The sequence below is a fragment of the Nocardia sp. NBC_01499 genome (genome assembly GCF_045040275.1).
GTDB lineage: Bacteria > Actinomycetota > Actinomycetes > Mycobacteriales > Mycobacteriaceae > Nocardia.
In genome coordinates this window covers 4195455-4208447 of sequence record NZ_CP109426.1, presented here as the reverse complement: position 1 = coordinate 4208447, position 12993 = coordinate 4195455, and the positions used below count along the sequence as shown (strand labels likewise).

11 protein-coding genes are annotated in these 12993 nt (G+C 67.3%); 7 read left to right on the top strand and 4 right to left on the bottom strand.

The genetic code is table 11. From position 1 onward, the window contains the following. Positions 1-197: 197 nt before the first annotated feature. The 3 genes from OG203_RS19435 to OG203_RS19425 are packed head-to-tail and all read left to right on the top strand — an operon-like array spanning position 198 to position 3660. On the top strand, positions 198-1022 hold the full coding sequence (locus OG203_RS19435; RefSeq protein ID WP_405167062.1) for an acyl-CoA thioesterase: 825 nt from the start codon (positions 198-200) through the stop codon (positions 1020-1022). Next, positions 1022-2410: a hypothetical protein gene (locus OG203_RS19430; protein ID WP_405167061.1), complete on the top strand. Its 1389-nt coding sequence runs from the start codon at positions 1022-1024 to the stop codon at positions 2408-2410. Before OG203_RS19435 ends, OG203_RS19430 begins: the two co-directional genes overlap by 1 nt. Then, positions 2407-3660 carry a cytochrome P450 gene (locus OG203_RS19425; protein ID WP_405167060.1) on the top strand — a complete coding sequence of 418 codons (1254 nt, stop codon included), beginning with the start codon at positions 2407-2409 and terminating at the stop codon, positions 3658-3660. Before OG203_RS19430 ends, OG203_RS19425 begins: the two co-directional genes overlap by 4 nt. A gap of 50 nt (positions 3661-3710) precedes the next feature. On the opposite strand, the gene OG203_RS19420 is transcribed toward OG203_RS19425, so the two are convergent. Beyond that, complete coding sequence (locus OG203_RS19420) at positions 3711-5240, bottom strand: aldehyde dehydrogenase family protein (RefSeq protein ID WP_405167059.1); 1530 nt, start codon at positions 5238-5240, stop codon at positions 3711-3713. 112 nt (positions 5241-5352) lie between these two features. Here OG203_RS19420 and OG203_RS19415 point away from each other — a divergent pair, with 112 nt between their 5' ends. The 3 genes from OG203_RS19415 (at position 5353) to OG203_RS19405 (ending at position 8606) form a co-directional block, all read left to right on the top strand. Continuing rightward, positions 5353-5805: an Lrp/AsnC family transcriptional regulator gene (locus tag OG203_RS19415; protein WP_040732134.1), complete on the top strand. Its 453-nt coding sequence runs from the start codon at positions 5353-5355 to the stop codon at positions 5803-5805. Between the two features lie 63 nt (positions 5806-5868). Further along, positions 5869-7203 carry an L-lysine 6-transaminase gene (gene lat, locus OG203_RS19410; RefSeq protein ID WP_405167058.1) on the top strand — a complete coding sequence of 445 codons (1335 nt, stop codon included), beginning with the start codon at positions 5869-5871 and terminating at the stop codon, positions 7201-7203. 200 nt (positions 7204-7403) lie between these two features. After that, positions 7404-8606 carry a beta-propeller fold lactonase family protein gene (locus OG203_RS19405; RefSeq protein WP_405167057.1) on the top strand — a complete coding sequence of 401 codons (1203 nt, stop codon included), beginning with the start codon at positions 7404-7406 and terminating at the stop codon, positions 8604-8606. A gap of 80 nt (positions 8607-8686) precedes the next feature. Here the strand turns inward: OG203_RS19405 and OG203_RS19400 are convergent, their stop codons facing one another. Both OG203_RS19400 and OG203_RS19395 read right to left on the bottom strand, forming a co-directional pair. Next, a complete protein-coding gene (locus OG203_RS19400) occupies positions 8687-9031 on the bottom strand; it encodes a hypothetical protein (RefSeq protein WP_405167056.1) in 345 nt (114 codons plus the stop codon). Positions 9032-9190: 159 nt separating this feature from the next. Next, a complete protein-coding gene (locus tag OG203_RS19395; RefSeq protein WP_405167055.1) occupies positions 9191-9637 on the bottom strand; it encodes a DUF1707 domain-containing protein in 447 nt (148 codons plus the stop codon). A gap of 243 nt (positions 9638-9880) precedes the next feature. On the opposite strand from OG203_RS19395, the gene OG203_RS19390 reads away from it, so the two are divergent. Then, complete coding sequence (locus OG203_RS19390; protein WP_405167054.1) at positions 9881-12037, top strand: protein kinase domain-containing protein; 2157 nt, start codon at positions 9881-9883, stop codon at positions 12035-12037. Between the two features lie 7 nt (positions 12038-12044). Here the strand turns inward: OG203_RS19390 and OG203_RS19385 are convergent, their stop codons facing one another. Continuing rightward, the gene (locus OG203_RS19385) at positions 12045-12983 is read right to left on the bottom strand and encodes a patatin family protein (protein WP_405167053.1); all 939 of its coding nucleotides are present in this window, start codon (positions 12981-12983) and stop codon (positions 12045-12047) included. Positions 12984-12993 lie beyond the last annotated feature (10 nt).

The following is a 12993-nucleotide window of genomic DNA, read 5'->3' as shown; positions in this document are numbered from 1 at the left end:
GGGCGATTCGCCTAATTGTCGAACGAAGGATTTCCGTAAAGACATCATAAGTATCCTGTGAAATGAACTACAGCAACTTGAAATGAGTTAACTAGCGGTTCACTCTGTGTGATACGAGGTGTCACACGATGACTCAAAGCCCTGGGCAACGGGGTGCATCGCCAGCACCGTTTGGGATCTCTAGAGAAGGTTTGTCCATGGTTGAACTACTCGACGCAATGGCGGTGGAGCAAATCGACACGAACTTCTTTCGTGGCAAGCTCCAGCACCGCACCGCACTGGTACGGACATTCGGTGGCGAAGTGGCGGCGAGGGCGCTGGCGGCGGGATCGGCCGGAATGCCCGCCGGATTCAAGGTCCATTCGATACACGGCTACTTCGTCCGGTCGACGGCATCGGAGATTCCGATCGACTATCTGGTCGACACCGTCAAACACGGCCGGTCGTTCGCTGTTCGCCGCATCAGGGCGATACAGCACGGCAAGGAAACCTTCTTGATGGTCGCCTCCTTCCATGTCGGCGATCGCGGCGTGCGCCATGCCGATGCGTGCCCCGATACTCCCGCCCCCGAGGGCTTGGTCAGCATCGGCTGCGGTGACTCGGGCAACGAATGGGAGGGATGGGATATCCGCAGGGTGCCCGACGACGGGATCGGCGCGGCGCGCCAACAGGTTTGGCTGCGCTACACCGGCGAATTGCCGGACTGCCCGGTCACGCACAGTTGCGCGCTGACCTACGCCAGCGATATGACGCTGCTCGGCGCCGCCCTCGCGTCGCATCCCGGCATCGCCATTCAGACCGCAGCGCTCGACTACTCGATCTGGTTCATGCGGCCGTACCGGGTCGACGAATGGCTGCTGTACGACGAGATATCCCCGTCGGCGGGCGGCGGCCGGGCATTCACCCAGGGCCGGATATTCAGTCGCCAGGGCGAATTGGTGGCCATGGTCGCGCAGGAGCGGATGCTGCGGCTTGCCGAGCCGGGATTCGGTCACGGCTTCGTCGAACGGCAGGCCTCCTGATGGCCCCGGTGTATGTCGGTCTCACCGACAAGGCATTCCTGCGCCTGCACCACGGCTACGGCGCACCGGTCATCAGCCAGACCGTGACGGTGCTCGCGAACCGACTCAGCGAGGACGAGCTGCGGGAGATGTACGCCCAGCTGCGGTCCGGCCCGTTCATGCGGCGGGTGCGTCGCCCGCGCGTGCCTTTCGCCCGGTGGCGCTGGGTGCTCGCGGACACCGCTCTGCCACTGACCCTCGAGCACGCCGCGATCGACGACGCCGCCGCGCTGGCCTGGGCGAACGATCAGGCGCAGTACCCGCTCGACCCCGAACGGGGTTACGGGTGGCGACTGTCGGCGGTACCGACTCGATCCGGTGGCATGGTCTGTTCCTGCGTCGCGTCGCACGCCATCGCGGACGGCCACGCGGGACTGATGGCCGCCATCGGGCTGGTTCAGCCGGAACTCGCCACGACGGAGGGTCTCGATGACGTCGTCCGGCTGCGCGACGACCTGAAGGACGGCATGCTCCGCGGTGTCGCCATTGCACGAGAAGTGGTTTCGGAAGCACGCCGCGCGACTCGAGACCCCGTCCACCGCAAGGCGATTCGTCAGGCTTTGTCCGGTCGTAGCTTGACGCAGGAGACAAAGCCGCTCGGCTGGCGCGAAGGCTCGATCATCGCCACCTTCGACGCGGCGCAGTGGAAGGACCTCGCGGCAGAGCGCGGCGGTTCCCCCAACACGCTGTATCTGGCGCTGGTCGCCGATCTGCTTCGGCACTGCGGGTCGGTCGGTGAGACGGCCCCGCTTGTGCTGATGACCGCCGTGCGGATCCTGCGGGAGCAGGATCAGATCGACTCGAATTCCTTTGCCCGCGTTCCGATCATGGTGCAGCGCGAATGGCTGGATCGCTACGACCTCGCGCCGCTGCGCGCGGCGAGCAAGGCTGGGTTCGGCGCGGTGCACGGGGTCGGTGCCGGCGGCATCTCGCGCCCGAGGAACATGCCGCCCGAGCTGATCGACGTGCTGCCGGAAGGAGTGGTCGAACGGCTCGTCGACATCCCGCCGATCACCGTCGGAATGTGTTCCAACATGGGCGTTCTCGATCCGTTCGTGCCGACGGTGATGCGCCATGGCGCGGAGCCGACGACGTTCGTGATGCGCGGTGTCTTCCAGGGCATCGACACCGGGCAGGCCGATCGGCAGCCGATCGCGCTGGCGACCTGGTTGTCGGAATTCGACGGGAAGGTCCAGTGGGTCCTGGAAAGCATCAAACCCGAGATGGCGCACACCGATGAGGAACTTGGCTTCCTGGCGCGACTTGTCGCCGAGGCCTGGGGATTGAAACCGCTGCACGTCAGCAGCGGCGGCGGCAGTACAAGCAAGACAGCCAGGGAGTTCTCATGACCAAGCCACTGATCAAACTCGGCACCGATTTCGTCTACAACCCACACCCGACCTATGACGAACTGCGCAAGCACGGCCCGATCCACCACGTCCTGCTGCCCAACGGGCTGACCTCCTGGCTGGTGGTCGACTATCAGCTTGCTCGGGAGGTGCTCGCCGATGACCGGATCAAGAAGGGCGCCGCGGCCCTGGCGCCGATCACGACGCGGCTGCGACCCGGCGATACGTACACGACGGTGAGCACGGATCTGTGGGAGCACATGCTCAGTTCCGATCCGCCGGACCACACCCGCCTGCGCAGGCTGGTGACCAAGGCGTTCACCGCGCGCACCGTGGAGCGGCTGCATCCGCGGATCGACGCGCTCGCGGACAAGCTGCTCGACGAGATGGCCGGCAAGTCCGAGGCCGACCTGATCGCCGACTACGCGCTGCCGATCCCGATGACGGTGATCTGTGAACTGTTCGGGGTGCCAGAGGCCGATCGGGCGCGGTTCCGGGAGCTGTCGACCATGATGACGGCGTCCTCGGCGGAGAACGCCGAGGATCAGGAGGCGGCCGCGAAGTCGCCGTTCTACGCCACGGCGGCCGAGCGCGGCGCCGCGAGCATCGAGCTGGCCACCTATCTGATCGGGCTGGTCGGCGAGCGAGCCAAGGACCTCGGCGAGGATCTGCTCTCCCAGCTGATCATGGCCAACCACGAGGGCGACAAGCTCAGCGACAAGGAGCTGATCGCGATGTTGTTCCTGATCCTGGTTGCCGGTCACGAGACGACGGTCAACCTGATCGGCAACGGCCTCTACGCGATGCTGCGCGACCGGGTGCTGTACGAGGAGCTGACTCGGTCACCGGAGCAGATTCCGGCGGCCATCGAGGAGTTCCTCCGGCACGAGGGCCCGGTCCATCTGGCCACCCTGCGCTACACCGCGGAGCCGGTGACGTTGGCCGGCATCGACATTCCGGCCGAGGAACTGGTGTCGGTATCGCTGGCCGCGGCCGATCACGACCCGAATCAGTTCGAGAACCCGCACGGCATTCAGATCGGACAGACCGGCAAGAGCAAGGGCGGGCACCTGGCCTTCGGGCACGGTATCCACTACTGCATCGGCGCGCCGCTTGCTCGGCTGGAGGCGCGGGTCGCGTTCGAGAAGATCTTGGCGCGCTACCCGAACATGAAGATGGCCGACGAGGTGCAGTGGCGGCCGAGTACCTTCCTGCGCGGTCTGCAAGCACTGCCGACCGTGATCGACTGACCGACCGAGGGCCCAGATCAGACGTGCTGATCTGGGCCCCCGGTGTCGGCTCAGCCGAACTTGATGCCTTGTGCCAGTGGTAGTTCGGCGGAGTAGTTGATCGTGTTGGTGGCCCGGCGCATGTACGCCTTCCAGGAATCTGAACCGGATTCGCGGCCGCCGCCGGTCTGCTTCTCGCCGCCGAACGCGCCGCCGATCTCGGCGCCGGAGGTGCCGATATTGACGTTGGCGATGCCGCAGTCGGAACCGTCGGCGGCAAGGAAGCGTTCGGCCTCGCGCTGGTCGGAGGTGAAGACCGCCGACGAAAGGCCCTGCGGCACTTCGTTGTGCATGGCGATCGCGCTGTCGAAGTCGTGATAGGTCAGCACGTACAGGATCGGCGCGAAGGTCTCCTCGCGCACCACCGCGGTCTGCGCAGGCATCCGCACGATGGCGGGACGCACGTAGTACGCGTCGTCGCCGAAACCGTCGACTCGTTCACCGCCGCAGATCAATTCGCCGCCGTCGGCGAGCGCCTTGTCCAGTGCGGCGCGCATACCCGCATAGGCCCTTCCGTCGATCAGCGGACCGACAAGAACCCCGTCTTCCAGCGGATTGCCAACGCGCAGTTGCTGATACGCCTTCTCGATCTGCTCGACCAGCGGCCCGACCACGTCGGCGTGCACGATCAGCCGCCGCAGCGTGGTACACCGCTGCCCGGCCGTACCCGCCGCCGCGAACACGATGCCGCGCGCCGCGAGCTCCAAATCCGCTGAGGGCGTGACGATCGCGCCGTTGTTGCCGCCCAGCTCGAGCAGGCAGCGACCGAACCGCTCGGCCACCCTCGGTGCGACGATCCGGCCCATCCGCACCGAACCGGTCGCGCTCACCAGCGCCACCCGCTCGTCGTCGACCAGCCGGGAACCGACCTCCGCCGCGCCCTGAATCAGTTGGTGCACTTCGGGATCCGCGCCGACATCGGTCGCGGCGCGGCGCAGCAGGGTGTGGCAGGCCAGCGCGGTGAGCGGGGTCGTCTCCGACGGCTTCCACACCACCGTGTCACCGCAGACCAGCGCGATCGCGGTATTCCACGCCCACACGGCCACCGGGAAGTTGAACGCCGAGATGACCCCGACCACGCCCAGCGGGTGCCACGTCTCCATCAACCGGTGGCCCGGCCGCTCCGACGGCATCGTCTGCCCGTAGAGCTGCCGCGACAGGCCGATCGCGAACTCGCAGACGTCGATCATCTCCTGCACCTCGCCCGCGGCCTCGGCGCCGATCTTGCCCGCCTCCAGCGTGACCAGCTCGGCGAGTTCGCTCTTGTGCGTGGTGAGCAGCTCGGCCAGCCTGCGCACCACGGCGGCGCGGATCGGCGCCGGTACCGTGCGCCAGGCGCCGAAAGCCGTGGCCGCACGGTCGATTGCGGCATCTACCTCGTCCAGCGAACTGGACCGCAGGGTCGTCAGCTGCCCGCCGGTGATCGGGCTGCGGGCGGGCAGATCGCCCGATTCGGGGGGTTCAACGCCGAGTCCGCGCAGCACCGCTGCCGCGCGCTCCGCGAGTTCCCGGGTGGTCTGGTCGCCGAGTACATCCGTCATCTGTTGCTCCGCCGTACCTTTCGGCCGCATTGCGGCGTTTCTGTCCCATGTCTTGGGAGGATCGGGGTGAGGTTTCTGCCACGAGGGGGTCCGCCTGGGTTAGTCTCCGCTGATGGCGGATACACCTGCACGACCTGCACTCGACGACATCGATCGCCTGCTGATTCGTGAACTGATGGCCGATGGGCGCGCCACGCTGTCGAATCTGGCCGAGAAGGCGAGCCTGTCGGTATCCGCCGTGCAATCGCGGGTACGCAGGCTCGAAGCGCGCGGGGTGATCCGCGGCTACACGGCGCACGTCGACCCGGAGGCACTAGGCCAGCTGTTGTCGGCATTCGTCGCGATCACTCCTCTCGACCCGTCGCAGCCCGATGACGCCCCGGCAGTGTTGCAGCACATCCCCGGGATCGAGGCGTGCCACTCGGTGGCCGGCGATGAGAGCTATGTCCTGCTGGTCCGGGTGGCCTCGCCACGGCACCTCGAGCAGCTGCTGCAGGAGATCAGAGCGACCGCCAACGTCAGGACCCGAAGCACCATCATCTTGCAGACATTCTATGACAGGTAGCCGTTACGTGTAATTAATCCGCTTTCCTGTACAGAAACCGTAAATTTTCGTATCCTCGATGGCGTGACCATCGAACTGGAACGCACCCGCCCGGCGGTCACCCCCGCCGCCCGGGTGCACGAAATCTTGTCGGCCAGCATCCTCGCCGATGGCTTCGACTTGGTGCTGGACTTACAACAGTCCCGCGGCTGCAAGCTCGTAGACGAACGCGACGGCAGCTCCTACCTAGACATGTTCGGCTTCTTCGCGTCCAACGCGCTGGGGATGAATCACCCCGCGCTGGCCGAGGACGCGGACTTCCGCGACGAGCTGCTCACCGCCGCGCTCAACAAGCCGAGCAACTCCGACATCTACACCGTGGAAATGGCGCGGTTCGTCGAGACGTTCGTTCGGGTGCTCGGCGATCCGCGGCTGCCGCACCTGTTCTTCATCGACGGCGGCGGTCTCGCCGTGGAGAACGCGCTGAAGATCGCGTTCGACTGGAAGAGCAGGCACAACGAAAGCAACGGCCGCGCACCGGAACTCGGCACCAAGGTGCTGCACCTGACCGGCGCCTTCCACGGCCGCACCGGCTACACGATGTCGCTGACCAACACCGACCCGGTGAAGACCGCCCGGTTCCCCAAGTTCGACTGGCCGCGCATCGACGCGCCGTTCCTGTCCGACGACCACGACATCGACGAGGTCGAGGCCAAGGCGCTGGATCAGGCGCGCCGCGCGTTCGCCGAAAACCCGCACGACATAGCGTGTTTCATCGCCGAGCCGATCCAGGGCGAGGGTGGCGACCGGCACCTGCGGCCGGAGTTCCTACAGGCGATGCAGCGGCTCTGCCACGAGAACGACGCGCTGTTCGTGCTCGACGAGGTGCAGACCGGTGTCGGCATGACCGGAACCACCTGGGCCTACCAGCAGCTCGGGGTGCAGCCGGACATCATCGCGTTCGGCAAGAAGACCCAGGTCTGCGGCGTGATGGCGGGCGGGCGCGTCGACGAGGTGCCCGACAACGTGTTCGTCGTCAACTCCAGGATCAACTCGACCTGGGGCGGCAACCTCACCGACATGGTGCGGGTGCGGCGCATTCTCGAGGTGCTCGAGCAGGATTCGCTGATCGAACGGTCTCGGGCGCTCGGCGCGCACCTGCTCGATCGGCTGGAGACCCTGGCCGCGCGGCATCCGAGCATCACCGAACCGCGTGGCCGTGGGCTGATGTGCGCGGTCACCGTGTCGTCGGTGCAGTTGCGGGACGAGGTGCTGACCGCGCTACGTGAGCGTGAGCATGTGCTCATCCTCGGCACGGGCGAGCGTGGCATTCGCTTCCGGCCGCCGCTGACGGTGAGTGCCGCGGAACTGGATGCGGCCGTCGACGCGTTGGATCGGGTGCTCACCGGCTTCGAGTAGCCCTGGTTCTGTCGGCGCGTCGCGTCGCTTGCACGCTGCGCGGTCTGCGGGACGATCTTCGTCAGGCAGACCGCGCTTTTGTGCTGGTAACAGGATGTTTCCGGCATTCCGGTGTGCCCGGCGCGGACTGCCGTGAAATGCCGGTGCCAGCCCTTAGGCTTCGCACCCATGTCATCTCACTCCCTGGCACGGTGCCGCGCGTGAACCGACGGCGCATGTACGCGAGCTGCGCACCGCATACCCTCGTCTTAGCGATCTCGGTGTTGACCGTCGTGACCGGTTGCGCCGCAAGTGAAGCGGGGACAATCGGCACATCCGCGGCCGCCGCGCCGACGAGCGTGCCGCCCGAACCGCCGCGCGACCTGCTACCGGGGATGCCCCCGCCGCTGTCGCCGACCGACGTCTACGCGGCGAACCGGGAACTGAGTCCGGCTGTGGCGGGCCAACGTTCGCTGGTTTACGTGCCGAACAGCGAGTCCAACTCGGTCTCGGTGATCGATCCGGACACGTTCGAGGTGATCGACAGCTTCCCGGCGGGCGGCGCGGAACCGCAGCACGTGGTGCCGTCCTACGACCTGCAGACGCTGTACGTCACCAACGATCTGCCGATCGGCGCGGGTAGTCTGCTGCCGATCGATCCGCGCACCGGTACAGCGGGACAACCGATTCCGGTGCGCGACCCGTACAACATGTATTTCACGCCGGACGGTCAGTTCGCGGTGGTGGTGGCGGAGGCCGACAAGTCGCTCGACTTCTACGATCCGCGGACCTGGGAGAAGCTGCACTCGATGGCGGTGCCCGACTGTGCGGGCGTCGACCACATGGACTTCACCGCCGACGGCCGCTTCGCCGTGGCCAGTTGCGAATTCAGCGGCAGGATGCTGGTTTTCGACGTCGCCGAGCGCAAGGTGGTCAGGATGATCGACCTGCCGGACGGGCGTTCCGGCATGCCGCAGGATGTGAAGTTGTCGCCCGACGGGCGCACCTTCTTCATCGCCGACATGGTCGCCAACGGTATCTACACCGTCGACGCGCGGACCTTCGAGAACAGCGGGTTCATCCCGACCGGCGAAGGCGCGCACGGGCTTTACGTGACCCGCGACTCCAGTCAGCTGCTCATCACCAATCGGCACGAAGGCAGCATCTCGGTCTGGGACTTCGCCGCGAACGCGCTGGTACGCAAGTGGTTCATCCCCGGCGGCGGCAGCCCGGACATGGGCAACATCTCCGCCGACGGCCGCGTCTTCTGGGTCTCCGGTCGCAACCACGGCGAGGTCTACGCCGTAGATATCGTCAACTGGAATCTGTTGGCCCGCATACCGGTCGGCAAGGGTGCCCACGGCCTCACCGTCTGGCCCCAACCCGGCCGCTACTCCACCGGGCACACCGGCGTCATGCGGTAGGCGTTGCTGCCGCGTGGATTTCGTTGGGCCGCGTACGAAGTCGCTGGCGATTACGTGCGTGACGATCTGCGCGGCAGCTCTCAGCGGTGGGTAGGGCGTAGGCCCAAGGCTCCGTCGACGAATCGGCGGACGGTGGTCAGGCCTGCTTCGAGGGCGGCCTCGAAGCCTACGCGGGCCCAGCCGGTGAGTTCGGCGGTGCCGTCGCCGGTGGGGGTCGCGCCTACTTCGGTGACCATCTCGGCGGTGGTCGGTTCGCATACCGCCCAGGAGAAGTGGGATTCCTCCGCCCACCCTGTGGTGCGCAGCGTGACGTAGTCGGGGTCGGTGATGCCGCCTTCGGCCAGGGCGGGGCGGTCATCGATGCGGTCGTCGGCGCGCAGCGCACGCAGATACCAAGTGCCCGCGTTGATCTCGATCGGTTCCATCAGTGGTCGCGCTCGTCGCGGTGTTGCCGCGGCGTCGCCGACTCCGGTCGCTGCTCCATACCGTGAGGTTAGCGGCTGTTGTCGAGCACGATGCGGCCGTACCGTGGTACCGGCCGTCTCGCCTCGATCGATAGCGTCGCGGCCGTGTCGCGGCACCGCTCAGTCGATGGCGTCCCGGCCGCGGTCCCCACGGTCCCCGCGGCGGTCGCGGTCCCTGCGCCGGTCGCGACCGTGGTCGTGGTCGTGGTGCCTGCTGCCGAACAGCAGGGCGCCCATCAGCGGGATGGCAAGGAACCACAGCCAGCTGCCGGTGGCGAAGAACAGGATGACCGCGATGATCGGGATCACCGCCATCACCCGCTCCGGCCACTCCGAGAGGAAACCGGACGCCGGCTTCGCGGGCACCGCGGCCGCTTTGACGAGCGGATTCGGCAGATCGGCGAAGACCGGCGTGACATCACCGCGCGTGACGGCGGCCGCGATCACCGCGCTGCGTTCGTCGAACTCTGCGACGCTGAGCCGGCCCGCGGCGAAATGATCGGACAGACGCTGCATCGCTTCCTCGCGTTCCGCGGTGCCGATACGGACTTCGGGTAGCTCCTCCATGAGGAAAAGGCTAGCGCCAGGAGCGACGCCGTGGGCGGGCCGTGGCCGCTTGGTGCGCCACGCACAAGGAGCGCGGGTGTTGTTGACGACACACTGGCCGGTGGGGTGGCGTGGGATTAGGCTCCGAGAGAGGTTGGGTTATCTGGAGTTTGCGATGTGAGCTGGCGTTTTTCGATGATGCGGTGATGGATCGGAGACCGAGGGACCGGACCTGGACAAGTCGACGGTGACTGGAGGTTCGGGATGGGGGAGGTGCGATTCGGGGGGTATCGGCTGGAGCGGTTGCTCGGTCGGGGCGGCATGGGCGAGGTCTGGCTGGCATATGACGATGCGGGCGGGCGGTGGGTGGCGTTGAAGCTGCTGCCGGCCGAGCTCGCGGCGGATGCCGGGTATCGCAGGCGATTCGAGCGCGAGGCCGAGGTGGTGGCCAGGCTGCGCGATCCGCGTATTCCGCGGATCCATCGGTTCGGGGAGATCGACGGCCGGCTGTTCATCGACATGGAATTCGTCGAGGGGCACGATCTGGCGAGCCGGATCGCCGCCGGGGAGTTGGTGCCGGAGGCGGCCGTCGACATCGTCGGACAGGTGGCGGTCGCGCTCGATGTGGCGCATCGGGCCGGGCTGGTGCACCGAGATGTCAAGCCGTCCAACATCGTTGTCCATTCCAGCGGCTTCGCGTACCTGATCGACTTCGGCATCGCGCACGGGATCGGCCAAACCGCTGTCACCACAACTGGACTGGCGATCGGGACGCTGGCCTACATGGCGCCGGAGCGGTTCACCGGCAAGGCGGACGCTCGGTCCGACGTCTACTCACTCGCCTGCGTCCTCTACGAATGCCTCACCGGATGTCGTCCATACGGCGACACCGACCCCGCCCAGCAGATGCACGCGCATTTGATGATCGACCCACCACGCGCCGCATCCCGCAACGCCGCCGTCCCCGCCGCCCTGGACGCCGTCATCACTCGCGCGATGGCCAAGAATCCGGCCGATCGTTATTCCACCGCAGGCGATTTCGCCGTCGCCGCGCATGCCGCCATCGGCACTCGCCCGCCCGCGCTCCCACCCAAACCACTTGCGCTGACGAAGGTATTGCCCACACCTGGCCCCACGCCCACGCGTGTCGAGACCCGGCGAGGGGAACCCGCGCAGCCGATTGGGCCCATGCCGGGTGCGCTGCGATTCGGTCCCGTGCCGACTTGGATCGAGGCGCGCCGAGGGGAGTCCGCACGGCCGATTGGGCCCATCCAGGGCTCGCCGCGATCCGCGCCGACACAGGGCGCGGGATCGGTGCCGCCGGTCGCGGCCGCATTTGGGGCGAAACCGCTTGCGCCGACGAAGTTTCTGCCGGAGCCAGGGCCGACGCCGACTCGGGTAGCGACTCGACTCGATGTGCCGGTCGTGCCGCCTGTGAGTTATCTTCCGCCGCAGTCGTATCCGGCTGTATCGGGCCGTGCTGTCGAGCGGTATCGAGGGTCGGTGGCGGCGCGCGGGTATTCCGCTGTGTCCCAACGGGGTGCCGCAGTGCCGGTTGACCGTCCGTCGGATTACCGTGTGCCACAGTCTGATTCGGTTGCGAAACAGGTGGGGGCGGCTGCACGGGGGTTGCGGGCGCTTGTGCTGGAGCGTTCGGCGAAGTCGGGAACTCGTCCGGCCGCGCCGCCTCGGGTACTGCAGTCGCGTCCGGGGGTTCTGCAGCAGCGCTACCCCGTCGGATACGGGCGGCGAGTTTTCCCGGCTTCGTCGAAACGCCCCAAGTATCAACGGTATTCAGGTAAACGTCGGCCGCTTGCTCCGGTGCGGCGGCGCAAACGCGGCGGTGTGCTGTCGAAGGTGATCGGGGCGCTGGTTGTCATTTTCCTGACGCCGTTCATGTTGGCGGCGGGATGTGTCGCGCTGTTGGCGGGCAGTCGGTCCGGAGATTCGGGTGGGGCCGCCGCGCCGCGGCCGACGGCGATGGCCGAGGAGAATCCGGCGCCGCCGCCGCGACAGCCCGATGCGCCGGTACTCGCGGCCGTGGGTACGCCGGTGCGGGACGGCAAGTTGGAGTTCGTGGTGCGCGACGTCGACAGCGGCGTCCACGAGGTCGGGCTACAGGCGGCGACGGGTTCGTTCGTGGTCGTCACCCTCGAAATCCGCAACATCTCCGACGAATCGAAGTGGTTCCTCCCGATCGGCCAGCGCCTGTTCGACGCCAACGGTACCCCGTTCGGTCACAACGTCACCGCCACCATGTGGGAGACCGTCGATCACGGCTACAACTACTCCTTCGAATTGTCCCCCGGCCAATCCGCAACCACCCAACTGGTTTTCGACGTTCCCGCCACCGCCACCCCCAACCACCTCGAACTCCACGACTTCGTCCTCTCCAACGGCGTAGCCGTACGCCTGGGCTGACACACGCTTAGGCGACGCGGACGGTGTCGGAGAGTGCCGTCATGACCGCGCGGCGGCCGATTTCCAGGGCCTCGGTGAGCAGGGTGGTGTCGCGGGCGGCGTTGTCGATATCGGGGGAGCCGAGGGGCGGGTGGATCTGCAGTGCGGCGCCGCCGAGTTCGGCGAGGGCGCGGTCCTCGATCGCCTGCTGCAGCGGGCGTTGGCTCCAGGCGCGGTAGGCGCCGGGGGCGGTGGCGCGCAGATAGCCGCCGCCGACGATGCGGTGCAGTAGCGAGGCGGGCGGTCGCTGTTCGTCGATGCGGCGGGTGCGCAGGACGAGGGCGTGGGTCGCGCCGGCGCTGACGGCCGTGCGGATGGGGACGGTTTCGGAGAGGCCACCGTCGAAGTAGTGCGCGTCGCCGAGGGGAACCGGCGGACCGGCCAGGATGGGCAGGCCCGCAGAGGCGCGCAGCGCGCGCATGAGGGTGCGTTTGTCGATGATCTGCGGGTGCAGGTCCACCGCGCGGCCGGTGCGGATGTCGGTGGCGATGGGGTGAAAGGTGGTGGGGTTGGCCAGGATCGCGGGGAAGTTCATCCCCTCGATGCCGTCGTAGACCTGATGCACCAGGTAACGCAGATCGAAGGCGGGGCGCCCGCGCAGCATCCGGGACGGGTCTATGGCGCGGCGCATGATCACCGGATCGGTCCAGGAGCGCATGCCGGATACCGCGCGCCCACCGAGCAGCCAGGCGCCGTTGATCGCCCCCGCCGAGGTGCCGTAGACGGCGTCGAAGACCGAGCTGAGGCCCAGTTCCTCGAGCGCAGACACCATGCCGCTGGAGTACACGCCTCGACTGCCGCCGCCCTCGACGACGAGCACCAGTCGATTCCCGTCGGTACGGCTTCCCGCGGCGCGGCGGGCGCGGATCATCTCCGCGACGGCGGAGATGCTCGGCGTACTGGTCACCGGACCACGA

Coding starts and splice junctions, on each gene's coding strand:
- OG203_RS19390 (WP_405167054.1), top strand. CDS start 9,881: ATGGGGGAGGTGCGATTCGGGGGGTATCGGCTGGAGCGGTTGCTCGGT.
- OG203_RS19395 (WP_405167055.1), bottom strand. CDS start 9,637: ATGGAGGAGCTACCCGAAGTCCGTATCGGCACCGCGGAACGCGAGGAA.
- OG203_RS19425 (WP_405167060.1), top strand. CDS start 2,407: ATGACCAAGCCACTGATCAAACTCGGCACCGATTTCGTCTACAACCCA.
- OG203_RS19435 (WP_405167062.1), top strand. CDS start 198: ATGGTTGAACTACTCGACGCAATGGCGGTGGAGCAAATCGACACGAAC.
- OG203_RS19415 (WP_040732134.1), top strand. CDS start 5,353: ATGGCGGATACACCTGCACGACCTGCACTCGACGACATCGATCGCCTG.
- OG203_RS19400 (WP_405167056.1), bottom strand. CDS start 9,031: ATGGAACCGATCGAGATCAACGCGGGCACTTGGTATCTGCGTGCGCTG.
- OG203_RS19420 (WP_405167059.1), bottom strand. CDS start 5,240: ATGACGGATGTACTCGGCGACCAGACCACCCGGGAACTCGCGGAGCGC.
- OG203_RS19430 (WP_405167061.1), top strand. CDS start 1,022: ATGGCCCCGGTGTATGTCGGTCTCACCGACAAGGCATTCCTGCGCCTG.